This window comes from Streptomyces sp. NPDC006314, assembly GCF_040613075.1.
Taxonomy (GTDB): domain Bacteria; phylum Actinomycetota; class Actinomycetes; order Streptomycetales; family Streptomycetaceae; genus Streptomyces.
Genome location: NZ_JBEXRL010000022.1, coordinates 1 through 26,435, shown reverse-complemented (window position 1 = coordinate 26,435; position 26,435 = coordinate 1). Strand labels below are relative to the sequence as shown.

Here is a 26,435-nt window from a genome sequence, read left to right as displayed (position 1 = left end):
AGGGGGCACAACTCCAGCATGCTGCACGGCATCGACGTAAGCGCCTTCCAGTCCTCCGCGTACGACACGGACGGCCTCTCCTTCGTCTTCATCAAGGCGACGGAGGGCCGTTCGTACGTCAACCCCCGACTCACCGCCCAGACGAAGACCGCCCGCGATGCCGGACTGGTCGTCGGCTTCTACCACTTCCTGTGGCCGGGCGATCTCACCGCCCAGGCCGAGTACTTCGTCCGTCACGCTCCGGACCACCCGGGCGACCTCCTCGCCGTCGACTGGGAGACGACCGGTGACGGCACCCACGCGAGCAACGCGGAGAAGGACCGCTTCATCCGCAAACTGAAGCAGCTGCGACCGGACAACCGGGTCCTTCTGTATGCGAACCGGAACTTCTGGCTGACCGTGGACACGACCTCCTACGCCGGCGACGGCCTGTGGATCGCCGACTACGTCACCGCGGGCAAGCCCCGCATCAAGGCGAAGTGGCGGTTCCACCAGTACACGTCCGAGCCCCATGACAAGGACGTGGCGAACTTCGCGAGCAAGGCCGCACTCAAGGAGTGGGCCCGCGCCGCCTGACACGCTCGTTCGTCCGACGGACCGCCGCATCCGCCCCGGTCGTTCCGTCAGGTCGCCCAGGTCATCCCCGGAAGTCCGCCGGGCGTTCGGGGGAGGCTTCCGTGAGGGCCTTCTCGACGGCCTCCGTGCCTGCCCGGAGGCCGTAGACCGGGGTGCCGGGCTGCTGGTGCCAGGAGTCGTCGATGCCGCCGGCGTCGACGGTGTCGAAGCCCAGCTCGTCGATCAGGTCGCGCACGACCCGCTTGGCCGCCTCGTCGTCGCCGGCGACGGGGAGGGCGATGCGCTCGGGGTCGCCCGCGGGGCGGGGGCGCTCCAGGATGTCCTGGGCGTAGGTGCCGTTGAAGGCCTTGATCACCGGGTGACCGAGATGCTGTTCGGTCCAGCGGCTCTCGGTGAGGCCCTCGTCCTCGATGGCCGCGATCCGGCCGTCCCGCTGCTGCGGGTAGTAGTTGCCGGTGTCGATCACCGCGACGCCCTCGGCCGCGCCGTCCAGCAGGCCGGAGGGGAGGTCCGGTACCGCTTTCAGGGGGACGGTGACGACCACGACCTGGGCGCCCTTGGCCGCGTCCTCGACGCGGACCGGGGTCGCGCCGGTCTCCTCGGCCAGTTCCCTGAGGGTTTCGGGGCCGCGCGAGTTGGCCACGGAGACGTCGTGGCCGAGGGCGGTGAGCCGCCGGGTGAGGTTGCCGCCGATGTTGCCCGCGCCGATGATGCCGATCTTCATGACACACCCTCCGAGACATTGATGCATGCACGTGCATGCGTCTGTACGTGGGCGTCAACCCGGCGGGGCGGGGGTGTATTCCGACCCTGCGGCAATCGCGTGGGCGGGGGCAGCGCCGTACGGCGATCCTCGCTGGTACCGCGGTTCGGCTCCATCAGGTGACGGGCAGGGCGCCGCCGGTGAGACAAGGCCCGCCGGCGCGTGCGGATCCGACGGGGCGGCGTGGGGGCATGCCGAAGGGGGTGCCCCTCCCCGCGGCATCCCCGCACGGGACGGGCACCCCCTTACGAGCACGTCACTTGCTCAGGTAGGCCCAGAACTCGTCGAACGACAGGACCTTGTCGCCGTCGAGGTCGCGGGACTTGATGATGGCCTCCGCCACCGTCTCGGTGACGTTCCAGTCACCCGCCTGAGCCAGGGCGGACTTGAACTCCGCGGCAGTGATGAATCCGTCACCGTTCGCGTCGATCCGCTGGAACTGCTTACGTGCTTCCTCGATGTCCGCCACCGATCCGCCCCTTTTGTTCGTGTTTCTCATGCCGTGCTGGCGTACTGACGCTGGTCAGGTTAACGGCCCGGCCAGGCGCGCAGCGCCACGGCCACCCAGCCGAACTCCTCCCGGTACCCCGAGGGCTCCTGCTCGACCTTGATCACCGCCGCCAACTCCCGTCAGCGGGCCACCTCTTGGCCGAGGTCGATGCGGCGCGGCACGGTGGCCCGGTCGGCGCCGGTCCCGAGCAGGTCGGCCAGGAAGGCGTCCGCCTCGGGCGGGCGGCGAGCGGACCGTGGCCGAGGTCGTACGCCCTCGTCGGACCGGTAGCGGATGGTGCGCACGGACAGTCCGGTGGCACGGGCCGGCCCGCCGGTGGCGATGAGTCCGGTGCCGTCCTCGATCATGTCTGCGAGTCTGGGTCTTCCAGTGGGTGGAGACTCAAGGGGCGGCCTTGGAGACCTTGCGGGACATTCTGGACGCGGCGGCACAGGGTGTCTTCCCGCCGGCGGACGGCCGCACGACGGTCGTGCCGCAGCCGTCGCCGCGGGACGCTGGGGTGTTGTCCTTCACCGGGCACTCGGTGGTCTTCACCGACGAGGACCCGGAGTGGGTGCGGGAGGCACTGCGCGGTATGGACTGCGACCCGCTGGCGGCGACGATGAACCCGCGCTTTCTGACCGCGCTCATGGACCGGACGGGACACCGGACGGAGACCATCGACGCGGTGCTCGTGGGTCCCCCGCTGCCGGGTGAGCCGCCGCTCGCGCTGCGGGAGATCGAGGACGCCGGTCATTCCCGGATCCGTTACGCCCGGCGGCGCCGGGACGAGGTGCGCGCCTGGGTGGCCGACGGCGGGGTGCTGGTGCTGGGGCGTGGGGTCGCCGGGCGGCTGGAGGTGTCGGTCGAGGTGGACGAGGACGGACGGCACCGGGGCCTCGGGCGGCAGCTGGTGACCGCCGCCCGGTGTCTGGCCGCAGAGCCGCTGTGGGCGCAGGTCGCGCCGGGGAACGCCCGCAGTCTGCGGGCGTTCCAGGCCGCGGGTTACCGTCCGGTGGGCGCGGAGGCGCTGCTGCTCGGCCCGGCCGGCTGACCTCGCGTCAGCGGAAGATCCCCGTGTGCCCGAGCGAGTAGCGGCCCGGCTGCGGATAGACGGCGAGGCCGTGGGGGCCGCCGCCGACCCTGATGCGGGCCAGTTCGGCGCCGGTGCGGGTGTCGATGGCGTACACCTCGGCGTTGTACCGGCCGGACAGCCACAGGACCTTGCCGTCGGCCGAGACGCCCCCCATGTCGGGGCTGCCGCCCCCGGGCAGATGCCACTTCTTGGTGAGCCGGTTCCGGTGGAAGTCGAAGATCGAGATGGAGCCCTCGCCCCGGTTGGAGATGTACATCTCGCGGGAGTCCCGGCTGATGTAGAGGCCGTGGGCGCCCTTGCCGGTGGCGAGGAACCGGGGCCGGGTGAACTTGTCCCCGTCGAGGATCCACAGCCCGTCGGCCATCATGTCGGCGATGTAGAACAGCTTGCCGTCCGGGGAGATCTTGACGTCCTGCGGCATGGCGCCCTGGAACGGCAGCTTCTCCTGGGCGACGACCTTCATCTTCGCGGTGTCGACCTTGAGGATCTCACCGCTGAACTCGCAGGAGACGATGAAGTAGCGGCCGTCGATCGAGAAGTCGGCGTGGTTGACGCCGTGGCAGCTGACCGGCACGGACTTGACGACCTTCATGGTGTGCGCGTCGCGGAAGACCAGCCGGCGGTCCATGGAGGCCATGACGACGGCGTACTTGCCGTCGGGCGTGAAGTACAGGTTGTAGGGGTCGTGGACGTCGACCGGCTTTCCGGCCCTGCCGGTCCTCGGGTCGATCGGGGTGAGGCTGTTGCCGAGGTCGTTGTTGACCCAGAGGGTCTTGAGGTCCCAGGACGGTACGACGTGCTGGGGCTGGTCGCCGACCGGGATCGTCTCGACGACCTGGTAGGTCTTGGGGTCGATGACGGTGACGGTGTCGGAGTTGGTGTTGGGGACGTACACCCGGGACGGGAAGTCCCTGACCACCGGCGAGAGCCGGTTGGGTCGGTCGGCGGCGTAGACGTCGGTCGGGTCCTCCACGGGCGGCATCCCGGGCAACACGTGCACCTGGGCCTTCTTCACCTGCGGCTGGACCGGTGCCTTGCTTCCGAGGGCCTCGTCCTCCGGGTGGCGGCCCCCACCGCCGCACGCGGACAGCAGCGTCAGGGCGGTGAGGGCGGCGCCGGCGGCCAGCAGGCGGGTGGCTTTCGTGGTTCGCATCAGCTCAGCAGCTCCGTGGTGGTGACCGCGCGCAGTCCACGGCGGTCGAGTTCGTGGAGGACGTCGGGCAGCGCGGCGACCGTGTCCGGATATCCGAAGTGCAGGCTCACCACCGATCCGTTCGTCACGTCGGCGAGGATCTTGCGGGTGACGGCGGCGGCGCCGGGGCGGGTGTAGTCAAGCGAGTCGACGTCGTACGACAGCACGTGCGGGTAGCCCGCGGCGCGGGCCAGCCGGGCGACGAGCGGGGAGGCGGTGGGCGCCCTGGAGGGGCGGAACCAGGCGCCGATGGATCCGGTGAGCCGCTCGAGCCGGTCGGCGCAGTCGGTGATCTCCTTGCGGGCGTCCGCCCCGGCGAGGGCGTTGACGGCGATGTGCCGCTGGGTGTGGTTGCCGAGGTCGTGGCCACCGTCGAGGATGCGCCGGGCGACGCCGGGGTGTTCGTCCAGCCAGGTGCCGACGGCGAGCACGGTCAGCCGGGCGCCCTGCTTCTCGGCCTCGCTCAGCAGGGAGTGGGCGAGGGCGGGGTCGCCCTGGCCGTGGAAGGTGAGCGCGACCCGGGGGCGGGTGCGCGGGCCGTGGGTGATCTGGACGGGCTGCCCGGGGTAGGCGCGGGGGCCGGGGGCGGCCTGTGTGGTGGCCACGGGCCGGCCGGACGTGCGGGCGGCGGACGGGGAGGCGGGGGCGGACGCGGATGCCGGGGTGGCGGGCGGTACGGCCCGGCCGGAGCCGCAACCGGCGGCGAGCGCGCCGCCGGCGGCGAGCCCGGCGCCCGCGCGCAGCATCCCGCGTCGGTTGGTCGTGGTCACCCGCACCATTTAAGGGGCGATGAGGGAGAAAACCGCCGATTAGCCCGATCGGGAGGCGATTTCGGGTCGCGGTGGCGGCAATACCCCGGGCACTTCGCGGGAAGCACCGCGATCGGCCGTCGCCCGGCCGCGCGCCCGTCCTGTCTGGTCGCGCGGTTCCCCGCGCCCCTTCGGGACGCTCAGCGGTCGGCGACCCGCATCTCGAACCAGGTCGTCTTGCCGCGTGGGAGCAGATCCACGCCCCACCGGTCGGAGAGCTTGTCCACGAGGAACAGTCCGCGGCCGCTGACGTCCATGTCCTGTACCGGCATCAGACAGGGCAGCCCGCGTGAGGGATCGCGGACCTCGACGCGGATCCAGCCGGGACGGCGGCGCATCCGGAGGCCGAAGACCCGGGCGCCGGTGTGCCGTACGGCGTTGCCGACGAGCTCCGACACGAGTAAGACGGCGTCCTCGGTGAGTTTGGGGCCCAGCCGCCAGGTGCGCAGAACGACGACCTGGGCGAGCCGGCGTGCGGTGGCCGCGGACTCCGGGCGGGACGGCAGCGGCACCTCCGCCTCCGCCGGGTTACCGAACAGTTCGAGCGCCTTGAGCGCCTGCTCGTCCTCGACCGCGGGCGACCAGCGTGCCGCGGCCGCACGGCTGTGTCCCCGCGGCTGTTCGATGCCCTCCAGCCCCGCCATGCCCCCATGATGGCGGCGCGGAGCCGCCTCGGGGGCTGTTCTGAAGGAATACGCCCCCCGCGCGCCCCCTTCGCGCGCCCGTCGATCGGCATATGCCGAGGGCATACCGGCGCCCGATGCGGCCCGTCTGACCTGCGGCGACAGCCCACCTCCGGGCAAGCGTCAAGCTCCCTCGACACGGCAGGTTTAAGGTTGCCTTAAGGCTCCCATAACCGCCCCATCGAGGGAACCGGAAGAGACGACGCGTCAACTGCACGTGACACCAAGGGAGTTGCGGGAAGGTCACACCGCTGACACTCAGAGGAACTTGGCCTTGCCCGGCCCCTCCTCCACGAAGCTGCGCATGCCCCGCTCGCGGTCCTCGGTGGCGAACAGACCCGCGAACCAGTTCCGTTCGACGGCGAGCCCGGTGTCGATGTCGGTCTCCAGACCGGTGTCGATGGACTCCTTCGCCGCGCGCAGCGCGATCGCCGGGCCCTGGGCAAGCTTCGCGGCCCAGGCGTGCGCCTGCTCGTACACCTCGGCGGCCGGGACGACCCGGTCCACCAGGCCGAGGGAGAGGGCCTCGTCGGCCTTGACCTGACGGCCCGTGAAGATCAGGTCCTTGGCCTTGGAGGGGCCCACCAGCCGGGACAGCCGCTGGGTGCCGCCGGCGCCCGGGATCAGGCCGAGCAGGATCTCGGGCTGGCCGAGCTTGGCGTTGTCTGCGGCGATGCGGTAGTCGGCGCACAGGGCCAGCTCGCATCCTCCGCCGAGCGCGTAGCCGGTGACGGCGGCGACGACGGGCTTGGGGATGCGGGCCACGGCGGTGAAGGAGTCCTGCAGGGCGCGGGCGCGCAGGACCATCCCGGCGTGGTCCATGTTCTGCATCTCCTTGATGTCCGCGCCCGCCGCGAACACCCGCTCGCCGCCGTAGATCACCACGGCGCGCACGTCATCGCGGCGCGTGGCCTCCTCGGCCAGTTCCTTCAGCCGGTCCTGGGTGGCGATGTCCAGCGCGTTCATGGGCGGACGGTCGAGCCGCAGGGTGCCGACGCCTTCGGCGACTTCGAGAGTGACGGTCATGCAGAGCAGGTTAACGGGGACTAACGGCTACGGGCCCGGTGCCGTTCCTCACAGCACCGGGCCCGTACATCGGTGAGGGTCACTTCTTCCAGTCGGCCCAGGACATGTTCCAGCCGTTGAGGCCGTTGCCCGGGTCCACCGTGCGGTCGTGGGAGTTCTTGACGACCACCACGTCACCGACGATCGAGTGGTTGAAGAACCAGGCCGCCGGGACGCCGCTGTCGTAGCCGCCGCGCACATCGCGCAGGCCGACGCAGCCGTGGCTGGCGTTGTAGTTGCCGAAGGCGCCGCCGCCCCAGTAGTTGCCGTGGATGAAGGTGCCGGAGGTGGTGAGGCGGATGGCGTGCGGGACGTCCTTGATGTCGTACTCGCCGCCGTAGCCGACGGTCTCGCCGTTCATCCGGGTGACGGTCAGCTTCTCGCTCATGACCATCTGGCCGTTCCAGGTCTCGTAGCCGGGCTTGCCGGTGGTGACCGGGATGGTCTTGATGACCTTGCCGTCCTGGGTGACCTTCATCGTGTGCTTCTTGGCGTCCACGACGGAGACCTGGTCGCGGCCGATGGTGAACTTCACGGTCTTGTGCTGCTCGCCGTAGACGCCGTCGCGGCCCTCGACACCGTCCAGGTTGAGGTCGACGGTGACCTTCGTGCCTTCCTTCCAGTACTTCTCGGGGCGGAAGTCCAGGCGGTCGTTGCCGAACCAGTGGCCCTCGACGTCCACGGCCGGCTCGGTCCTGATCGTGATGGCCTTCTCGACGTCCTCGGGGCGGGTGATGCCCCGGGTGAACCGGACGGAGAACGGCATACCGACGCCGACGGTGGAGCCGTCCTCGGGGGTGAAGTAGCCGACGAAGGTGTTCTTCGGGGTCAGCGTGGTGAACGAGGAGTCCTCGGCGGCCTCCCGGCCCTCGGAGTCCTTGGCGACCGCGTGCACCGTGTACTTGGTGCCGGCGGCCAGGTGGGTCGACGGCGCCCATGAGGCGCCGCCGCCGGTTATCGCGCCGTCGACCTTCGCGCCCTTGGCGTCCTTGACGGTGACCTGGGTCAGCTTGCCCTGGCTGACGTTCACCCTGAGGGCGTCACTGGTGTCGACGCCCGTGGCCCCGGACTTGGGCGAGATGCTGACGGCGGCCGTCGACTGCTCGCCCTGCTGGTTGCCGTCCTTGCCCTTGCCCGAGCCCGGGCCGGACCCCGAGTCGCCGCCCCCGGCGCAGGCGGTGACAGCCACCAGCAGGGCGCCGGATATCAGCACCAGCCCCTTACGGCCTCGCCCCCAGCCCCCCGTCGACGCCCCAGGTATAGGCCGCACGTTCAAGTCGTCTCCCCTCGCCGGGCCTGGTCAGGCCCGCTCCCCACCACACTGGTGCGCGCATATTAACCGCCGGGTTCTGAGCAGGGAGTCAGGCGAAGGTCACCGTTCCGTCGCAACTTCCGCCGGGCACCCTCGCCACCCAACATGGCCCCTCACCTGGTTACTTCACCGCACTGCCCGCTTTCCACTCCTTCCAGGTCATGTTCCACCCTCCGAGGCCGTTGTCGGGCGCGACCGTTTTGTCCTGACTGTGGACGACCTCGACGACGTCACCGATGAGGCTGCGGTCGAAGAACCAGCCCGCCGGGGTGTCCGAACCGCCGCCCTTGACGTCCCTCAGGCCCACGCAGCCGTGGCTGACGTTGACCTGGCCGGGGGCGTCCGGGGCCCAGTAGTTGCCGTGCAGGAAGGTGCCGGAGTCGGTGAGTTTCATGGCGTGCGGGACGTCGGGGATGTCGTACTCGCCGCCGAAGCCGACGGTGCGGCTGTTCATGCGGGTGACCTCCAGCATGTCCATCACCACCATCTTCCCGTTGTAGGTGGGGTGCTTGGGGGCGCCCGCCGTGATGGGGACGGTGGCGAGGAGCTCTCCGTCGCGCCGTACGTCCATGGTGTGCTTGACCGCGTCGACCAGGGAGACCTGGCTGCGGCCGACGGTGAAGGCGAACGTCTTGTCCTGCAGCCCGTAGACCCCGCGCGCGCCTTCGACGTCCCGCAGGTCCAGGTCGACCGTGACCTCGGTGCCGGGCTTCCAGTAGTGCTCGGGGCGGAAGTCCAGGCGGCCCTTGCCGAACCAGTGCGGGCGGATCTCGGCGGGGGGCTGTGCGCTGACGTGGACGGCCCGTTCGACGGCGGCCCGGTTGTCGATCTCCCGGCTGAAGGAGAGGGAGACGATCATTCCGGTGCCGACGGTGGCACGGTTCTCGGGGGTGACGTAGCCGATGAACCGCTCGTCGGGGACGTAGGTGGTGAAGGTGGTGTGCCGGGCGGAGCGGCGGCCCCGGGAGTCCAGCGCGACCGCGTCGACGGTGTACTTGGCAGCGAGCGCCAGCCGGTCCTCGTCGGGCCGCCAGGTCAGGCCATCGTCGCTGATACGCCCGGGGACCGGGGAGTCCTGCGCGTCCTGCGACTTGACCACGGTCACCTTCTCCAGGCGCCCGCCGGGCACCCGTACCCGCAGCCGGTCACCGGAGCGTACGGCCTTGCTGCCGTCCTCGGGGGTGACGCGGATGACGTCCTCGGGGGCCCGGGGTTTACCCAGCGCCCCGCCCATGCCCAGCGGTCCCGATCCGTCCGGAGAGCAGCCGGCCAACAGTGCTGTGCCGATCATTACGGCCGCCAACGCGGCCCGCGCGCGCCGCGCGCGTCCTTGTACGTGCCTCACGCGGGGCTCAACGACCGGCCCGCTCCGGGGAAACGTGAGTGCGACGCACGCACTGGGCAGAACAGAGGGAAGGACGACACGGTGGGGAGCCGCCGCGCCCGCGTCGGAGCCGTCGGGGCGCAGCCGTGCCGGGGGCCGGGTCTGCCGACAGGCGCGCTCGGCTCTCAGGCGCGGCCTGCTGCGCCGCCCCGGGGCGAGCCACTGAAAGAGGGGCCGACAGGTGACGAGCGCAGCCGAGCAGCGGGCACCGGCCGGGGAGCCGGCCGCCGGGAGCGGGCAACCGGCGGCGGTGACCGGCGCCCGTCGGGCCATACCGCCCGCCCCGACGGTGTGGCCGGGTGCGCCGACCCCGCTGGGGGCCCGGTTCCGGGTCGGCCCGGACGGGGTCGCGGGCACCAACTTCGCACTGTGGGCGGCCGGGGCGGAGGCGGTCCGGGTGTGCCTGTTCGATGAGCGGGGCCGGGAGACGCAGGTTCCGCTCACCGAACTGACGCACGAGATCTGGCACGGTTTCGTGCCCGGCGTGATGCCCGGACAGCGTTACGGCTACCGGGTCGACGGCCGCTGGGACCCGTGGACCGGCGCCCGCTGGAACCCGGCCAAGCTGCTGCTGGACCCGTACGCCCGGGCGGTGGACGGCGAGTTCCGGCTTCCGCAGGAGGTATACGGGCACGTCCGGGACTGGCCGGAGCAGCAGGTCGCGGACACGGTGCGGGACGAACGGGACTCGGCGCCGCACGTGCCGAAAGGTGTCGTCGTCCACGATGACGACGACTGGTCCGACGACCGGCGCCCCAAGACGCCCTGGGCGGACTCGGTGATCTACGAGCTGCATGTGCGGGGCTTCACCAAGCTGCACCCCGGCATCCCCGAGGAACTGCGCGGCACCTACGCCGGACTGGCGCACCCGGCCGCGGTCGAGCACCTGGTGCGGCTGGGCGTCACGGCCGTCGAGCTGCTGCCCGTGCACCAGTTCGCGCACGAGGACCACCTGCTGCGCCGGAGCCTGAAGAACTACTGGGGCTACAACTCCATCGGCTACTTCGCCCCGCACGCGGCCTACGCGGCCTCCGGCACGACCGGACAGCAGGTGGGCGAGTTCAAGCGGATGGTGCGGGCCCTGCACGCGGCCGGCATCGAGGTCATCCTCGACGTGGTCTACAACCACACCGCGGAGGCGGGCGAGCTGGGGCCGACGTTGTCCCTGAAGGGCATCGACAACCGCGGCTACTACCGGCTCCAGGGCGACGCCCGCCGGTACGCCGACTACACCGGCTGCGGCAACACCCTGCACGTCGTCCAGCCCCAGGTGCTGCGCCTGATCACCGACTCGCTGCGCTACTGGGTGACGGAGATGGGCGTCGACGGCTTCCGCTTCGACCTCGCGGCGGCGCTGGCCCGCTCCATGCACGACGTGGACATGCTCTCGCCGTTCCTGGCGGTCATCGCCCAGGACCCGGTGCTGCGCCGGGTGAAGCTGATCGCCGAGCCCTGGGACATCGGCTCGGGCGGCTACCAGGTCGGTGCCTTCCCGCCGCTGTGGACGGAGTGGAACGACCGCTACCGCAACGCGGTCCGGGACTTCTGGCGGCACGCCCTGCCGGACGTGCGCGAGATGGGCTACCGCCTCTCCGGCTCCAGCGACCTGTACGCCTGGGGCGGCCGCCGCCCCTACGCCTCCGTCAACTTCGTCACCGCGCACGACGGTTTCACCCTGCGCGACCTGGTGTCGTACGAGCGCAAGCACAACGAGGCCAACGGCGAGAACAACCGGGACGGCACCGACGACAACCGCTCCTGGAACTGCGGGGCGGAGGGCGAGACCGACGACGAGCGTGTCCGTGCGCTGCGGCGCCGGCAGCTCAGGAACCTCCTCACCACCCTGCTGCTCTCCACGGGCGTGCCCATGCTGGTCGCCGGTGACGAACTGGGCCGCACCCAGCGCGGCAACAACAACGCCTACTGCCAGGACAACGAGATCAGCTGGCTGGACTGGTCGCTGCTCCAGGAGCCCGGCTGGCGGGCGATGTTCGACCTGACCTCCCGGCTGATCGCGCTGCGTCATCGGCATCCGGTGCTGCGCCGGCGGGCCTTCTTCTCCGGCCGGTCCCAGACCGCGGACGGGTTGCGGGACCTCGCCTGGTTCACCTCGCGGGGCGCGGAGATGACCGAGGGCGACTGGTACGCGCCCGCGGCCACGCTCGGCATGTATCTGTCCGGGCGGGACATCCCGGGCCGGGACGAGCGGGGCGCGCCGGTCGTGGACGACAGCTTCCTCGCGGTGCTGCACGCCGGCGACCGGCCGACGGGGTTCGTGCTGCCCGGTCCGCCGTGGGCGGAGCGGTACGAGGTGGTCGTGGACACCTCCGCCGAGGAGCAGGCGGAGGCACCGGGAACGATCCACCCGGCGGGGACCCGGATCACGGTTCCGGCGCGGGCGGTGCTGCTGCTGCGGGTCGCCTGAATCCCTGGGGCTGTGCACCGGCCGTGCGTGACGCGGATCACGCCGGCCCAGTGCAACGCCTCCGCGGTTCAGAGCCTTTCTCTTCGTGTGGACAGCCGGCGAGAACGGGGACCGTGGGGACGGAACAGGCTCGGGCCGGTGAGTACGACACGTTCGTGACGGTCCGCTGCGCCCATGCCTGAGCGTGACAGCGGCGGCAAAAGGGGTCTTGCCGCCGAAGAACACCGCCCAGTTCCGTGTCATGAATGGGGTGGCTCCAGCATGACTTCCTCACGTCTCCTGGGTCGCCCTCCCGTCTCCGATTCATGAATCAGTCGCCACACACCCCGCCACAGTTCAACCAGCTCATTTACCGGAGGACTCGAGTCCGGTTATACCGGGCATGACCCGGCCGCCTAACGCGGCACCTGAAGATCAGTAGTATATGATCTCGATATCGGGCGTGACGCCCGATGAGATGAAGGTTCGCCCGTGAATGGGGGGTGCGGCCTAGGCGCTCAGCACGCTGAGGCGCCGGGACCTACAGGCCAAGGCCGATCCTGGGGCGGCTTGCCCGTGCCCTGATCGCGAAAATGCACTCACGGACACTTCCCGGAAGGAATTTGACTATGAACAAGTTTGCGCGCGCGTCGATCGCGGCAGGTGCCATATCGGCCGCAATGGTGACGGTTGTCGGGGTCGCGCCGACGGCGTCGGCGGCGGGCGGTCACAGCCTGAAGAACGGTTATGGCTATTGCCTGGGAAGCCTTAACGGGGCAGATCGCACTGTTGGATACATGTGGTCGTGCAACGGTAACCGCGATCAGGTCTGGACCTTCAATTACGTCGGCGAGGACGTCCTCGGGAGCTTCTACCAGATAATCAACGGCAACGGCCAATGCCTGGGCATTTCCGGCGGCTCGAAGTCGCAGGGCGCAAAGATCTCCGTGTGGGATTGCAACGGAAACCCCGACCAGAAGTGGTACTGGAAGTCCGGTAGCGGAGCCGAGATTATCAACCGCAATTCCAAGAAGTGCCTTGCCGGGTCCGGCAGCTTCGGCAAGGGAACCAATGCGATCCAGTGGGGCTGCAACGGCAATAAGGACCAGAAGTGGCACTGGGTATAGTAAACAACAACGGCCCGGAGTCGCTGCGAGAAGTGCCGCAGGACCGGTGAGTAACTGAAGGCGAACATCAAGAGGGCCCCTGGGGATTCGATGTCCCCGGGGCCCTCTCCCTTCCCCGTCCAGGCAACCGGCCGGCCGGGTCAGGCGAGGCTCTCCCGCCACGCCCTGTGCAGGTCGGCGAATCCGCCCGTGCCGGCGATGAGTTCGTCCGGACGGCCGTCCTCGACGATCCGGCCGTGCTCCATCACCAGCACGCGGTCCGCGATCTCCACGGTCGACAGCCGGTGCGCGATCACCACCGCCGTACGGCCCCGCAGCACCGTCGACATCGCCCGCTGCACCGCCCGCTCGCCCGGGATGTCCAAAGAACTGGTCGCCTCGTCCAGGATCAGCACCGCCGGGTCGGCCAGCAGCGCCCGTGCGAAGGCCACCAGTTGGCGCTGCCCGGCCGAGATGCGGCCGCCGCGCTTGCGGACGTCGGTGTCGTAGCCGTCGGGCAGCGCGTCGATGAACTCGTGCGCGCCGATCGCCTTCGCGGCCTGCTCGATCTCCTCCCGGGTGGCGTCGGGCCGGCCGATGGCGATGTTGTCCGCGACCGTACCGGAGAACAGGAACGCCTCCTGGGTCACCATCACGACCCCGCGCCGCAGTTCGGTTACGGGCAGCTCGCGCAGGTCGACCCCGTCCAGCAGCACGCGCCCCTCGGAAGGGTCGTAGAACCGGGCGAGGAGCTTGGCCAGGGTCGACTTGCCCGCGCCGGTGGTGCCGACGACGGCGACGGTCTGCCCGGCCGGCAGGGTCAGGTCGAAGCGGGGCAGCACCTCGCCGCCCGTGCGGTAGGCGAAGCGCACGCCGTCGAAGACCACCTCACGGCCCGGGAACCCGCCCTCCAGCGGCGGCAGTTCGCGGGGAGCCGTCGGCTCGGGCACGGACGGGGTCTGCGCCAGCAGCCCGGCGATCTTCTCCAGGGAGGCGGCGGCCGACTGGTAGGAGTTCAGGAACATGCCGAGCCGGTCGATCGGGTCGTACAGCCGGCGCAGATACAGCACCGCCGCCGCCAGCACACCCAGCTCCAGCGAGCCCGACGCCACCCGGTGGGCGCCCCACAGCACGATCCCCGCGACCGCCGTGTTGGCCACCAGCCGGGATCCGACCACATAGCGGGCCATCTCCAGCAGCGCGTCCCCGTTCGTCCGCTCGTGCCGCTGGTTGAGGGCGGCGAACCCGGTCTCGTTCGCGGCCTCCCGGCGGAAGGCACGCACGGGACGGATGCCGTTCATCGTCTCCACGAACTTCACGATCACCGCGGCGATCGCCGTGGACCGCGCCCGGTACACCCGTCCCGCACGCCGCTGGTAGACCCGGACGAGCAGATACAGCGGCACGAAGGAGGCCACCGCGACCGCGCCGAGCCCGAGATCGAGCCAGAGCAGCATCGCCGAGATGTAGACGAAGGACAGCACGACGGTCACCAGCTCCTGGAGCCCGTCGTTGAGGAGTTCCCGCAGCGACTCGACGTCCGTGGTGGAGCGGGAGATCAGCCGGCCCGAGGTGTACCGCTCGTGGAAGTCGACGCTCAGCGCCTGCGCGTGCCGGAAGATCCGGCCGCGCAGATCCAGCAGCACGTCCTGGCTGACCCGGGCGGAGGTCTCGATGAACGCGAACTGCAGCACACCGGAGGCGAGGGCGCACAGCAGATAGCCGGCGGCGACCGCGACCAGCGGGCCGTGCCGGTGGTCCCGGAACGCCGGTACGGCCTTGTCGATGGCGTACGCCACCAGCAGCGGGCCCGCCTGCACGGCCGCCTGCTGCAGCAGGAGCAGGAGCGCGGTGAGTGCCGCCCGGGCCTTCATGGGCACGAGCAGCGAACGCAACAGGGCCCAGGTGGCGCCGGGCGGGGTGGGCAGGACGTCGCGGTCGAAGGGGTCGCCCGTGTCCCGCGGGTGGCCGTGTTCGTCGTCCTCGGCGACGGCCGGGGTGGAGGTGGTCGTGGTGGTCAACGGGAGTCCTCCTGCTGTTCCCCGGACATCAGATGGGCGTACTCGGCGCTGCCGCGCAGCAGTTCGTGATGGGTGCCGACGGCGGCGATCCGGCCACCGGACAGCAGGGCGACCCGGTCGGCGAGCAGCACCGTGGACGGGCGATGGGCCACGATCAGGGCGGTGGTGTCGGCGAGGACCTGCCGCAGCGCCGCCTCGACGGCGGCCTCCGTGTGCACGTCCAGGGCGGACAGCGGGTCGTCCAGCACCAGGAACTCCGGCCGGCCGACCACCGCGCGGGCGAGGGCGAGACGCTGCCGCTGGCCGCCGGAGAGGCTGAGGCCCTGCTCGCCGACGCGGGTGTCGGTGCCCTGCGGGAGCGCGTGCGCGAACTCGGCCTGCGCCACCGCGAGGGCCCGGTCGAGGTCCGCCTTTTCGGCGCCGTCCGCGGCTCCCATCAGGACGTTCTCGCCGACGCTCGTGGAGAAGAGCGTGGGTTCCTCGAAGGCCACGGCGACCTTCGCGCGGAGTTCCGCGCGGGGCATCGCCGTGATGTCGGTGCCGTTGAGGGTGATGCGGCCGGAGGTGACCTCGTGCAGGCGCGGGACGAGCGCGGTGAGTGTCGTCTTGCCGCTGCCGGTGGCCCCGACGAGGGCCATGGACTCGCCGGGGCGGATGTGCAGGTCGATGTGGGTGAGGAGGGGCGGGGAGTCGGGAGGTGCGTCCGGGTAGCGGAAGGAGACGTTCTCGAAGCGGAGGCCATCGGAGCCCGACAGGCCGCGGGCAGTCGTGCCGCGCGGGACGGCACCCGTCCCGGAGAAGTGCGGCACCCCGTCGGCGCCGGGCCGCGCGGCCGGCTCCCGGCCCACGACGTCCTCCGGCTGCTCGTCCATCACCTCGAAGTACCGCTCGGTCGCCGTCGCCGCCTCCTGACTCATCGCCAGCAGGAAACCGATCGAGTCCACCGGCCACCGCAGCGCGAGCGCCGTACTCAGGAAGGCGACCAGCGTGCCCGCCGACAGGGCACCGTCGGCCACCTGGACCGCCCCCAGCACCAGCGCCGCACCGATCGCCACCTCGGGCAGTGTCACGATGACACCCCAGATGGCGGCCAGCAGCCGCGCCTTGCGCAGCTCGGTGCCGCGCAGGGTGCCGGACAGCCGGTGGAACGCCCGCGCCTGGCTGCGGTGGCGGCCGAAGCCCTTGATGATGCGGATGCCGAGCACACTCTCCTCGACGACCGTCGTCAGATCGCCGACCTGGTCCTGCGCGCGCCGCGCCACCTCCGCGTACCGCCGTTCGAAGACCACGCAGGTCCACATCACGGGGATGGCGGGCCCGAGGATGACCAGGCCCAGGACCCAGTCCTGCAGCAGCATGATCACCACGCCGACGAGGATGGTCACCCCGTTGACGAGCAGGAACGTCAGCGGGAAGGCGAGGAACATACGCAGCAGCATCAGGTCCGTCGTGCCCCGGGAGAGCAGTTGGCCGGACGCCCAGCGGTCGTGGAAGGCCACGGGCAGCCGTTGCAGATGGCGGTACAGCCCCGCGCGCATCTCCGCCTCGACGTGCGACAGCGGCCGGGCCACGAGCCAGCGCCTTATGCCGAACAGGACCGCCTCGGCGATGCCGAGCAGGAGAAGGTACAGCGCGCCGCGCCAGACACCCGCCGGGTCCCGGTCGGCGACCGGGCCGTCGACCATCCACTTCAGGACGAGCGGGATCACCAGCCCGGTGCAGGACGCGACGACCGCGACGAACGCGGCGGTGAACAGCCGGGCGCGGACGGGGCGGACGTACGGCCACAGCCGCAGCAGGGTGCGTACGGCGGAACGGTGTTCGGTGGTTGCACGTGTCGTGGGCATCACTCGCGAGCCTACGGATCGGCACTGACAACGCCACCGACTTTCGGCCTGGCCCCGCTCCGCCGTCGGTCCTGGGACCTGCGTGTCCGAGGGGCCGGACCAGGCGGGCGCCGCGGCGTCGACCGGCCTCTTTATTCCATGGAGCGGCTGTCCCCTCCCTGGATAGGTTCGACGTTTGGTGTCGGGGCGCGCTTCCGGCGAGGCCGAGCGGATCGGGGGATGGATGATCGACGCCTACGAGGACCCGGGCACGCCCGACACCCGTGGCGGCTGGCGCTATCTGTGGTGGCTGGTGCTGCGCCAGCCGGGCCGGTCGGCGGCCGGAGCGCTGCTGGGCAGTACGTGGATGGTGCTGCTGGCCGCGCAGCCGTACATGCTGGCGCGGGCGGTGGACGACGGTCTGGTGCCGGGGCGGCTGGGGGTGCTGGCCGGGTGGACAGCGGTGATGTTCGTGGTCGGGTCGGTGAACGCCTGGCTGAGCATCCTGCGGCACCGGACGATGACCCGGGTCCGGATGGACGCCAACTTCCGCACGGTCAAGGTGGTCGTGGGGCATGTGGTGCGCCTCGGGGCGGCGCTGCCGCGCCGGGCCGGGGCCGGAGAGGTGGTGACGATCGGGGTCGGCGACGTCAAGACCCTCGCGCAGGCGCTGACCGTGGTCGGGCCGGGCGTCGGCTCGATCGTGGTCTACGCGGTGGTGGCCGGGCTGTTGCTGACCGTCTCGGCACCGCTCGCCGCGGTCGTGCTGCTCGGGGTGCCGGTGATCGCGCTGCTCACCGGCCCACTGACGCTGCGTCTGCAGGGCGCCGAGAGCGAGTACCGGGAGCGGCAGGGGGTCCTCGCCGCGCGCATCGGCGACCTCGCGGGCGGCCTGCGCGTCCTCAACGGCCTCGGCGGGAAGGGGTTGTTCGCGGACGCCTTCCGGCGGGACTCGCAGCGGCTGCGGGCGCAGGGTTACCGGGTGGGCGCGGTGGCCAGCTGGGTGCAGGCGTTCGGCGTGGGCCTGCCCACCCTGTTCCTGGCGGTGGTGACCTGGCTCGCGGCGCGCCTCGCGGCCCAGGGGGAGATGACCGTCGGCGAGTTGGTGTCGGTGTACGGCTATGTGGCGGTGCTGATCGGACCGGTGGCGTTCTTCGTGCAGATGGCCTACGACCTGAACCGGGGTGTGGTGGCCGCGCGCCGGGTCGTACGGCTGCTGCGGCTTGAGCCGGAGCCGGACATCGGCACGCTGCCGCCGCCCGACGGGCCGGCCGAGCTGCACGATCCCGCGTCCGGGGTGCGGGTGGTGCCGGGCCGGCTGACCGCGCTCGCCGCCGCCCGGCCCGCGGAGGCCGCGGCCGTGGTCGACCGGCTCGGCCGGTACGGGCCGACCGACGTCACCTGGGGCGGGGTACGGCTCGACGCGGTCCCGCTGGACGCCGTACGCGGACGCGTCCTGGTCGCGGACAACGAGGCGGACCTGTTCGCGGGGCCGCTGCGAGAGGTCGTGGCCGCCGAGCGCCCGGCCGGTGACACGGCCCTCGGCCGGGCCCTGTACGCGGCCGCCGCCGAGGACGTCGTACGCGGACTGCCGGACGGGCCGGACGCACTGGTGGCCGGGCAGGGCCGCAGTCTGTCCGGCGGGCAGCGGCAGCGGCTGCGGCTGGTGCGGGCGCTGCTGGCCGACCCGGAGGTGCTGCTGGCCGTGGAGCCGGCCTCCGCCCTGGACGCGCACACGGAGGCGACGGTCGCCGGGCGGCTGCGCGAGGCGCGGAAGGACCGTACGACGGTGGTGACGTCCACCTCCCCGCTGGTGCTGGACCGCGCGGACACGGTCGTCTTCCTGGTCGACGGCAAGGTGGCGGCGAGCGGCCCGCACCGGCGGCTGCTGGCCCGGGAGCCGGGCTACCGGGCGCTGGTGGCACGGGACCTCGAGAACTCCGAGGACACGCAGGACAGGCCCGTGGAGGCGACGGACGCCGGGGAGGCCGTGCGGTGACGACGGGTGAGGGGCTGCTGCCGGTCGCCGACCGGGCTCAGGTACGGCGGGCCGCGCTGCGGCTGGTGCGGGCCGACGGGCGGGCGTTCACCGCCGCGCTGCTGCTGAACGCGCTGGCGGCGGGGGCGGGGCTGGTCGGGCCGTGGCTGGTCGGACGGATCATCGACGAGGTGCGGGCCGGGCACGGGGTCGGCACGGTGGACCGGCTGGCCCTGTGGATCCTGCTGTCCTCGCTCGTGCAGTTGGTGCTGGCCCGCTGGGCGCGCTACGTGAGCCACCGGTTCGGGGAGCGGACGCTGGCCCGGGTGCGCGAGGAGTACGTCGAACGGGTGCTGGCGCTGCCCGCGTCGGTGGTGGAGCGGGCCGGCACCGGCGATCTGACGGCGCGCGGCACGGCGGACGTGGCGACCGTCGGTACCACGCTGCGGGACGTCGGCCCCGAGCTGCTGGTCAACACCGTGCAGGCGCTGTTCGTGCTCGGCGCGGTGTTCGCGCTCGACCCGCTGCTCGGGGCGTTCGGGCTGCTCGGGCTGACACCGATCTGGCTGGCGCTGCGCTGGTATCTGCGGCGGGCCAGGGACGGCTATCTCGCCGAGGGCGCGGCCACCTCGGAGGTCGCGGAGATCGTCGCCTCGACGGCGGCCGGGGCCCGGACCGTCGAGGCGTTCCGGCTCCGGCGGCGCCGGATCGCGGCGAGCCGGGACGCGCTGGAGACGTCCCGCCGGACCCGCTTGCACACCCTGTTCCTGCGGACGGTGTTCTTCCCGGCGGTCGAGGTGACGTACACGGTCCCCGTGGTGGGGGTGCTGCTGCTCGGCGGGTGGCTGCACGCGCGGGGCGCGGTCGGGGTCGGCGCGGTGGTGGCTGCGGCGCTGTATCTGCGGCAGTTCACCGAACCGCTGGACCAGATCCTGATGCGGGTGGAGCAACTGCAGAGCAGCGGCGCGTCGTTCGCGCGCGTGGAGGGGCTGGCGCGGGCGCCGCGCGGCGAAGCCGGGGGCGGGTCCCCGGTGCCGGCGGACGACCGGATCGATGTGCGCGGTGTCCGGTACTCCTACGAGCGTGGCGGCGAGGTGCTGCGCGGGGTGGATCTGACGGTACGGCCCGGGGAGCGGCTCGCGGTGGTGGGCCCCTCCGGGGCCGGCAAGACGACCCTCAGCAGGCTGCTCGCGGGCATCGACCGGCCCGGGGCCGGCACGGTGACGGTGGGCGGTGTGCCGGTCGCCGAACTGGAGCCGGAGCTGCTGCGCCGCCAGGTGGTGCTGGTCACCCAGGAACACCATGTCTTCCTCGGCACGGTCCGGGACAACCTGCTGATCGCCGAACCGTCCGCCACGGACGCCGACCTGTGGGCGGCGCTCACGGCGGTGGGCGCCGACGACTGGGTCCGTGCGCTACCGGACGGCCTCGACACCCGCCTCGGCCCGTCCGGCCGGCGGACGGACGGCTCCCAGGCCCAGCAGCTGGCGCTGGCCCGCGTGGTGCTGGCCGACCCGCACACCCTGATCCTCGACGAGGCGACGGCCCTGCTGGATCCCGCCACGGCCCGTCACACCGAACGCGCGCTGGCCGCGGTCCTCCGGGGCCGCACGGTCATCGCCGTCGCCCACCGCCTCCACACCGCCCACGACGCGGACCGGGTGGCGGTCATGGAGGACGGCCGCCTCACCGAACTGGGCACACATGAGGACCTGGTGGCGGCCGGCGGGGCGTACGCGGCGCTGTGGCGGACGTGGCACGGGGACGCCGCGGAACACTGAGCGCGGCGTGAGGCCGTCGGCCGGGTGCAGGTGCGTGGGGGCTGGTCGCGGAGGTCCCCGCGCCCTCGGCGACTCCACCCCCAACCGTTCGCATACCGAACATGAACATCCGGTCAACGGAGCATTTCCGGCCAAGTTTGTGACGCGGTCCTGACAGGTGTGGTGATCCCCTGTCACTCTTCCCTGGCCGACTCACAGCAACCCCACATCTTCTGCACACTTCGCGTGAGCCGGCTCCGCACCTGCACGTGGTTCCGCGCAACGCCCTGATCTGCCCGGACGTCCCAACCCACCGTCCGGTCTCCCCTGGCCGCGCAGCCCGCGGTCACGCAGAAGGAGTCAGTGTTGAGAAGCAATTCCTCTCGCGGACGCACCTCCCACATACCGCACCGCCGCACCGCCACCGTCGCCCTCGCCGGTGTCGCCGCCCTGATCGCCGCCGCCGTCCAGGCGGGCGCAGCCACCGCCGCACCGGCGAAGCCGCAGGCCGGCAAGGTCAACCCGGCCCACGTGGCTCTCAAGCTCACCCCTTCGCAGCGCGCCGAGCTGATACGCCACGCCGACGCCACGAAGGCGACCACCGCCAGATCGATCGGCCTCGGCGGCAAGGAGAAGCTGGTCGTCCGGGACGTCGTCAAGGACGCCGACGGCACGCTGCACACCCGCTACGAGCGGACGTACGCCGGCCTGCCGGTGCTCGGCGGTGACCTGGTCGTGGGCACGGCCAAGTCGGGCAAGACCATGGACGTCGTCAGGGCCACCAACGCCACCCTGAAGGTCGCCTCGCTCACCCCGGCCGTGTCGAAGGCCGCGGCCGAGAAGCAGGCCGTGCAGCGGGCCAAGGCCCTCGGCGGCACCAAGTCGGCCGCGGATTCCGTGCGCACGGTGATCTGGGCGGCCAGCGGCAGGCCCGTGCTGGCGTACGAGACGGTGATCGGCGGTCTGCAGGACGACGGCACCCCGAACCAGCTGCACGTCATCACCGACGCGGCCACCGGCAAGAAGCTCTACGAGTACCAGGGCATCAAGAACGGCATCGGCAACACCCAGTACAGCGGGCAGGTCACGCTGACCACGACCCAGTCGGGCTCCACGTACACGCTCACCGACGGGGCGCGCGGGGGCCACAAGACGTACAACCTCAACCACGGCTCCTCGGGCACCGGCACCCTGTTCTCCCAGTCCTCCGACACCTGGGGCAACGGCAGCAACTCCAACGCCGCGACCGCCGGCGCGGACGCCCACTACGGCGCCGCGGTCACCTGGGACTTCTACAAGACCACCTTCGGCCGCAGCGGCATCAAGAACAACGGCGTCGGCGCCTACTCCCGCGTCCACTACGGCAACGCGTACGTGAACGCGTTCTGGGACGACAGCTGCTTCTGCATGACCTACGGCGACGGTTCCGGCAACGCCAAGCCGCTGACCTCGATCGACGTCGCGGGACACGAGATGAGCCACGGCGTCACCTCCAACACCGCGGGCCTGAACTACAGCGGTGAGTCCGGCGGTCTGAACGAGGCCACCTCGGACATCTTCGGCACCGGCGTGGAGTTCTACGCGAACAACTCCTCCGATGTCGGCGACTACCTCATCGGCGAGAAGATCGACATCAACGGCAACGGCAGCCCGCTGCGCTACATGGACAAGCCCAGCAAGGACGGCGCGTCCAAGGACAACTGGTACTCGGGCATCGGCGGCGTCGACGTGCACTACTCGTCGGGCCCCGCGAACCACTTCTTCTACCTGCTCAGCGAGGGCAGCGGCACCAAGGTGATCAACAACGTCAGCTACAACTCGCCGACCGCGGACGGGCTTCCGGTCACCGGCATCGGCCGGGACAAGGCGCTGCAGATCTGGTACCGGGCGCTGACGACCAAGTGGACGTCCACCACCAACTATGCGGGCGCCCGCACCGGCACCCTCGCGGCGGCCGGTGAGCTGTACGGCACCACCAGCGCCGAGTACAAGGCGGTGCAGGACGCCTGGGCGGGCGTCGGGGTCGGCTCCCGCTCCGGCGGCGGGGGTGGCGGCGGTACGTCGTACGAGAGCACCACGCCGGTGTCCGTCCCGGACAACGGGCCGGCCGTCACCTCGAGCATCACCGTCTCCGGCAGGACCGGAAACGCGCCGAGCAACCTCCAGGTGAGCGTCGACATCACCCACACCTGGCGGGGTGACCTGGTGATCGATCTCGTCGGCCCGTCGGGCACCGCGTACCGCCTGAAGAACTTCAGCTCCTCCGACTCGGCGGACAACGTGAAGGAGACCTACACGGTCAACGCCTCGGCGGAACCGGCCAATGGGACCTGGAAGTTGAAGGTGCAGGATCAAGCCGCGTACGACACCGGAACGATCAACAGCTGGAAGCTGACGTTCCCGTAAACCGCGCGCCACAGGCCTGAGAACACAGGGCCGTCCGAGGGTCCCACACCCTCGGGCGGCCCTCGTTCACACTCCTGCAATGTTTGTCGGACAGTCGACTTTCAGCCAACATCACTTCAGGGTCCTGACATGTACGCGTCCCTGATGTCACTCTCTCTCCACCCGCCGCAGCAGCACAGCAACTTCGCTACGCCACACACTCCGGCCAGTAACCCCACACTGTCCGGACTCCCCCACGAGAAGGAGCTTGCGTGAGCCCCCTCTACGCGCGTCACAAGCGCACCACTCTGGCCATCGCCACCGCCGTCGCCGCCGGAGCCCTCATCTCCACCGGTCTGACCACCAGTGCCAGCGCCCAGACCCCGGCCGGGTCCGCCGCCGCCAAGCCCTTGGCCGCCGCCCCGACCACGCTGTCCGCCGCGGCCCGCACCACCCTGATCAAGCAGGCCCAGGTCGACGCGACCGAGACCGGCCGGCAGATAGGCCTCGGCGCGAAGGAGAAGCTGGTCGTCAAGGACGTCGTCAAGGACGTCGACGGCACGCTGCACACCCGCTACGAGCGCACCTACGCGGGCCTGCCGGTGCTCGGCGGCGACCTGATCGTCCACACCGCCAAGTCCGGCAAGACCGAGGGTGTCACCAGAGCGGCCAAGTCGGCCATCAAGGTGGCCTCGCTCACGCCGCAGATCAGCGCGGCCAAGGCCGAGAAGCAGGCGGTGTCCGCCGCCAAGACCCTCGGCTCCGCCAAGACCACCGCGGACGGTGCCCGCAAGGTGATCTGGGCCGGCTCCGGCAAGCCCGTCCTCGCCTACGAGACGATCGTCGGCGGCCTGCAGGACGACGGCACCCCGAACCAGCTGCACGTCATCTCCGACGCGGCCACCGGCAAGAAGCTCTACGCGTACCAGGGCATCGAGAACGCGACCGGCACCGGCAAGAGCCTGTACTCCGGCACCGTCAGCCTCACCACCAACCTGTCGGGGTCCACGTACCAGCTGTACGACACCACCCGGGGCGGTCACAAGACCTACAACCTGGCCCACAAGACGTCCGGCACCGGCACGCTGTTCACGGACGCCGACAACGTGTGGGGCACCGGTGCGGCGTCGAGCTCCAGCACCGACCAGACCGCGGCCGTCGACGCCGCCTACGGTGCGCAGAAGACCTGGGACTTCTACAAGAGCACCTTCGGCCGCAGCGGCATCAAGAACAACGGCGTCGGCGCCTACACCCGCGTGCACTACGGCAACGCGTACGTCAACGCGTTCTGGGACGACGGCTGCTTCTGCATGACGTACGGCGACGGCGAGGGCAACGTGAACCCCCTCACCTCGCTGGACGTCGCCGGCCACGAGATGAGCCACGGTGTCACCTCCAACACCGCGGGCCTGAACTACTCGGGCGAGTCGGGCGGTCTGAACGAGGCCACCTCGGACATCTTCGGCACGGGTGTGGAGTTCTACGCGGCCAACTCCGCCGACGTCGGTGACTACCTCATCGGCGAGGAGATCGACATCAACGGCGACGGCAGCCCGCTGCGCTACATGGACAAGCCCAGCAAGGACGGCGGTTCCGCCGACTACTGGTCCTCCACGGTCGGCAACAAGGACGTGCACTACTCGTCCGGCGTCGCGAACCACTTCTTCTACCTCCTCGCGGAGGGCAGCGGTTCGAAGACGATCAACGGCGTGACCTACAACTCGCCGACCTCCAACGGCTCCACGGTCACCGGCATCGGCCGCGCCAAGGCGCTGCAGATCTGGTACAAGGCGCTGACGACGTACATGACGTCGACGACCAACTACAAGGCCGCCCGCACGGCGACCCTGAACGCGGCGTCCGCGCTGTACGGCTCCACCAGCACCGAGTACAAGGCGGTCGCGGCGGCCTGGTCGGCGGTCAACGTCGCCTAACCGCTTGTGAGCCGTGTCAGGGCGGCACCCGGGAACAAGGCGTCCCGGGTGCCGCCCTACTCTTGTGACCCATGTCCTCGGCGCCCTTCACCTACGAGCCGGTCGGCGCGACCCGCGACGACCTGACGCTCTGCCCGCCCGGCTTCCACCCCATGCTCGTCCGCACCCGCCTCGGCGAGGGCCACGAGGTCTTCCGGCGGGCCGCCGAGGCGGTGCTGACCTGGGAGATGCACCGGGCGCTCGGCGTCGGCATCGACGCCACGGCCGACCGCGCGGCCCCCGGTGTCGACGTCACGGTCACCCTGGCCGCCCTCGTCAAGGCACCCTGCCGGATCGTCTGGACGGTCGAGGAAGCCCGCCGCGCCGGCTGGGCCTACGGCACCCTGGAAGGCCACCCCGAGTGCGGCGAGGAGGCCTTCGTGGTCGACCGCACGGGCGACGGCACGGTCTGGCTGACGGTCGCCGCATTCAGCAGGGCGGCAAAGTGGTATGCCCGCGCCGGCGGCCCGGCGACACGGGGCTTGCAGCACGCGTACGCGCGGCGGTGCGGAGTGGTACTGAGGAGGCTGTGCGCGGGACTGACGGAGGCATGACGTACCAGGCATTGCCGGCCCCCGCCGTCCCCCCTACCGCGCGGCCGGCCTGAGAGAACCCGCGCTCTGCCGTGTGTGCGGGGATGGTGTTCGGCCATATCCGAGCGGTCGGCCGCGTTCTTCGTTGCAGTCGGCAAAGGGCCGATGTCATGATCTGAATCATGGCTGACCACGGGGGCGATGCCGACTCGACGGCTCGAATGCCCAGGTCGCGGCTGTACGACTACCTGGGACTGGCCCGCACCGACCAGCGGGACACGACCGGACCAGCGGCATCCGAGGGCACCGCTTCGCTCGAGCATGCAGCGACCCCTCCCGATCCCCCGGACTCCGCCGAGCGCAGGCGCCGCGAGTTCGCCGTACTGCTGGGCGAGTTCCGGCGTGCGGCCGTACTCTCCCCCTCGACGCGGAGAACGTCGGCCTCCTGACCGCCGACTATGGCGGCGTCCGCTGGATCTACGCCTTCTCGAACGAGCATGCGCTGGCCCGTTTCGCGCTCGCGCGGGGTGAAGGTGATCGGGAGTGGGCGTATCAGCGGTGGCTCGGGGCGCGTCTGCTGGAGGCCGCGGTTCCTGCCGTGGGGGTGCCGTGCGGGGTGGCCCTGGACGTGGGCAGCGAGGGTGAGGGCGCGCTGTTCCCACCGGTGCGCGGGATCGTGCCGAGCGAGGTGGCGGTCGACATCGAGGCGGGGACGGGGGACGTGGAGTGAGCGGTGGCGGCAAGGATCTGACGGCGGACGGGCTCGGGTTGATCGCCAAGGGCCTGACCGAGGCGCTGGGGGAGCTGAAGGAACTCGGCATGGTCGGCGAGGCCGGGGCCGGTCGCGGTTTCGGTGACATCGCGCTGTCCGGGCTGGAGCTGGGGCATGAGGGGCTGACGGACGAGTTCAAGTCGTTCTGCGAGCGCTGGGAGTGGGGGGTGCGGTCGCTGATCAACGAGGGCAACGGGTTTGCCCAGAAGACCGGCCTGGCGGCGGGCACGTACTACGAGACCGACCAGTACGTCGAGGGCACCTTCAAGGTCGTCGAGAACGCGGCCATCGGCAATCCGTACGCCTC

General features: G+C 71.0%; 20 protein-coding genes and 2 pseudogenes. 11 read left to right on the top strand and 11 right to left on the bottom strand.

Annotated elements, in window-relative coordinates; all coding sequences use genetic code 11:
* Nucleotides 1-18: 18 nt before the first annotated feature.
* Nucleotides 19-576, top strand: coding sequence for a glycoside hydrolase family 25 protein (locus tag ABZ079_RS30570; RefSeq protein WP_356942675.1), 558 nt, complete (start codon nucleotides 19-21; stop codon nucleotides 574-576).
* Nucleotides 577-637: 61 nt separating this feature from the next.
* On the opposite strand, the gene ABZ079_RS30565 is transcribed toward ABZ079_RS30570, so the two are convergent.
* From ABZ079_RS30565 to ABZ079_RS30555, 3 genes are all read right to left on the bottom strand, one after another.
* The gene (locus ABZ079_RS30565; RefSeq protein ID WP_356942674.1) at nucleotides 638-1,300 is read right to left on the bottom strand and encodes an NAD(P)-binding domain-containing protein; all 663 of its coding nucleotides are present in this window, start codon (nucleotides 1,298-1,300) and stop codon (nucleotides 638-640) included.
* Nucleotides 1,301-1,595: 295 nt separating this feature from the next.
* A complete protein-coding gene (locus ABZ079_RS30560; protein ID WP_356942752.1) occupies nucleotides 1,596-1,808 on the bottom strand; it encodes an EF-hand domain-containing protein in 213 nt (70 codons plus the stop codon).
* A gap of 161 nt (nucleotides 1,809-1,969) precedes the next feature.
* Entirely contained in the window at nucleotides 1,970-2,197 is a 228-nt protein-coding gene (locus ABZ079_RS30555) for a hypothetical protein (protein ID WP_356942673.1), read from the bottom strand.
* A gap of 47 nt (nucleotides 2,198-2,244) precedes the next feature.
* Between ABZ079_RS30555 and ABZ079_RS30550 the strand changes: the two genes are divergently transcribed.
* A complete protein-coding gene (locus ABZ079_RS30550; protein WP_356942672.1) occupies nucleotides 2,245-2,883 on the top strand; it encodes a GNAT family N-acetyltransferase in 639 nt (212 codons plus the stop codon).
* A 7-nt stretch (nucleotides 2,884-2,890) separates the two neighbouring features.
* On the opposite strand, the gene ABZ079_RS30545 is transcribed toward ABZ079_RS30550, so the two are convergent.
* The 6 genes from ABZ079_RS30545 to ABZ079_RS30520 form a co-directional block, all read right to left on the bottom strand.
* Entirely contained in the window at nucleotides 2,891-4,078 is a 1,188-nt protein-coding gene (locus ABZ079_RS30545) for a hypothetical protein (protein WP_356942671.1), read from the bottom strand.
* Entirely contained in the window at nucleotides 4,078-4,896 is an 819-nt protein-coding gene (locus tag ABZ079_RS30540) for a polysaccharide deacetylase family protein (protein ID WP_356942670.1), read from the bottom strand. The genes ABZ079_RS30545 and ABZ079_RS30540 overlap by 1 nt, the downstream gene beginning before the upstream one ends.
* A 170-nt stretch (nucleotides 4,897-5,066) precedes the next feature.
* The gene (locus tag ABZ079_RS30535; protein WP_356942669.1) at nucleotides 5,067-5,570 is read right to left on the bottom strand and encodes an ATP-binding protein; all 504 of its coding nucleotides are present in this window, start codon (nucleotides 5,568-5,570) and stop codon (nucleotides 5,067-5,069) included.
* A 297-nt stretch (nucleotides 5,571-5,867) separates the two neighbouring features.
* Nucleotides 5,868-6,635, bottom strand: coding sequence for an enoyl-CoA hydratase-related protein (locus ABZ079_RS30530; RefSeq protein ID WP_356942668.1), 768 nt, complete (start codon nucleotides 6,633-6,635; stop codon nucleotides 5,868-5,870).
* A gap of 79 nt (nucleotides 6,636-6,714) precedes the next feature.
* Nucleotides 6,715-7,890, bottom strand: coding sequence for an Ig-like domain-containing protein (locus tag ABZ079_RS30525; protein WP_356942751.1), 1,176 nt, complete (start codon nucleotides 7,888-7,890; stop codon nucleotides 6,715-6,717).
* Between the two features lie 217 nt (nucleotides 7,891-8,107).
* Nucleotides 8,108-9,277, bottom strand: coding sequence for an Ig-like domain-containing protein (locus ABZ079_RS30520; protein ID WP_356942667.1), 1,170 nt, complete (start codon nucleotides 9,275-9,277; stop codon nucleotides 8,108-8,110).
* Nucleotides 9,278-9,551: 274 nt separating this feature from the next.
* On the opposite strand from ABZ079_RS30520, the gene glgX reads away from it, so the two are divergent.
* Together glgX and ABZ079_RS30510 are read left to right on the top strand one after the other, a co-directional pair.
* The gene (gene glgX, locus ABZ079_RS30515; protein WP_356942666.1) at nucleotides 9,552-11,795 is read left to right on the top strand and encodes a glycogen debranching protein GlgX; all 2,244 of its coding nucleotides are present in this window, start codon (nucleotides 9,552-9,554) and stop codon (nucleotides 11,793-11,795) included.
* A 608-nt stretch (nucleotides 11,796-12,403) separates the two neighbouring features.
* Entirely contained in the window at nucleotides 12,404-12,901 is a 498-nt protein-coding gene (locus ABZ079_RS30510; protein WP_356942665.1) for an RICIN domain-containing protein, read from the top strand.
* 140 nt (nucleotides 12,902-13,041) lie between these two features.
* Here ABZ079_RS30510 and ABZ079_RS30505 read toward each other — a convergent pair whose 3' ends face one another.
* Nucleotides 13,042-14,901, bottom strand: coding sequence for an ABC transporter ATP-binding protein (locus ABZ079_RS30505; protein WP_356942664.1), 1,860 nt, complete (start codon nucleotides 14,899-14,901; stop codon nucleotides 13,042-13,044).
* The gene (locus ABZ079_RS30500) at nucleotides 14,898-16,748 is read right to left on the bottom strand and encodes an ABC transporter ATP-binding protein (protein ID WP_356942663.1); all 1,851 of its coding nucleotides are present in this window, start codon (nucleotides 16,746-16,748) and stop codon (nucleotides 14,898-14,900) included. Before ABZ079_RS30500 ends, ABZ079_RS30505 begins: the two co-directional genes overlap by 4 nt.
* A gap of 223 nt (nucleotides 16,749-16,971) precedes the next feature.
* Between ABZ079_RS30500 and ABZ079_RS30495 the strand changes: the two genes are divergently transcribed.
* The 7 genes and pseudogenes from ABZ079_RS30495 to ABZ079_RS30465 form a co-directional block, all read left to right on the top strand.
* Complete coding sequence (locus ABZ079_RS30495) at nucleotides 16,972-18,726, top strand: ABC transporter ATP-binding protein (RefSeq protein ID WP_356942750.1); 1,755 nt, start codon at nucleotides 16,972-16,974, stop codon at nucleotides 18,724-18,726.
* Entirely contained in the window at nucleotides 18,723-20,486 is a 1,764-nt protein-coding gene (locus ABZ079_RS30490; protein ID WP_356942662.1) for an ABC transporter ATP-binding protein, read from the top strand. The genes ABZ079_RS30495 and ABZ079_RS30490 overlap by 4 nt, the downstream gene beginning before the upstream one ends.
* Before the next feature lie 345 nt (nucleotides 20,487-20,831).
* Nucleotides 20,832-22,871 carry a M4 family metallopeptidase gene (locus ABZ079_RS30485; protein ID WP_356942661.1) on the top strand — a complete coding sequence of 680 codons (2,040 nt, stop codon included), beginning with the start codon at nucleotides 20,832-20,834 and terminating at the stop codon, nucleotides 22,869-22,871.
* Between the two features lie 251 nt (nucleotides 22,872-23,122).
* A complete protein-coding gene (locus tag ABZ079_RS30480) occupies nucleotides 23,123-24,784 on the top strand; it encodes a M4 family metallopeptidase (RefSeq protein WP_356942660.1) in 1,662 nt (553 codons plus the stop codon).
* 71 nt (nucleotides 24,785-24,855) lie between these two features.
* Nucleotides 24,856-25,377, top strand: a complete 522-nt coding sequence (locus tag ABZ079_RS30475; protein ID WP_356942659.1) for a DUF1990 domain-containing protein — start codon at nucleotides 24,856-24,858, stop codon at nucleotides 25,375-25,377.
* A gap of 200 nt (nucleotides 25,378-25,577) precedes the next feature.
* Nucleotides 25,578-26,086: pseudogene (locus ABZ079_RS30470) on the top strand (hypothetical protein).
* Nucleotides 26,083-26,435, top strand: a pseudogene (locus ABZ079_RS30465) (hypothetical protein); the annotation flags it as partial. The pseudogenes ABZ079_RS30470 and ABZ079_RS30465, both read left to right, overlap by 4 nt.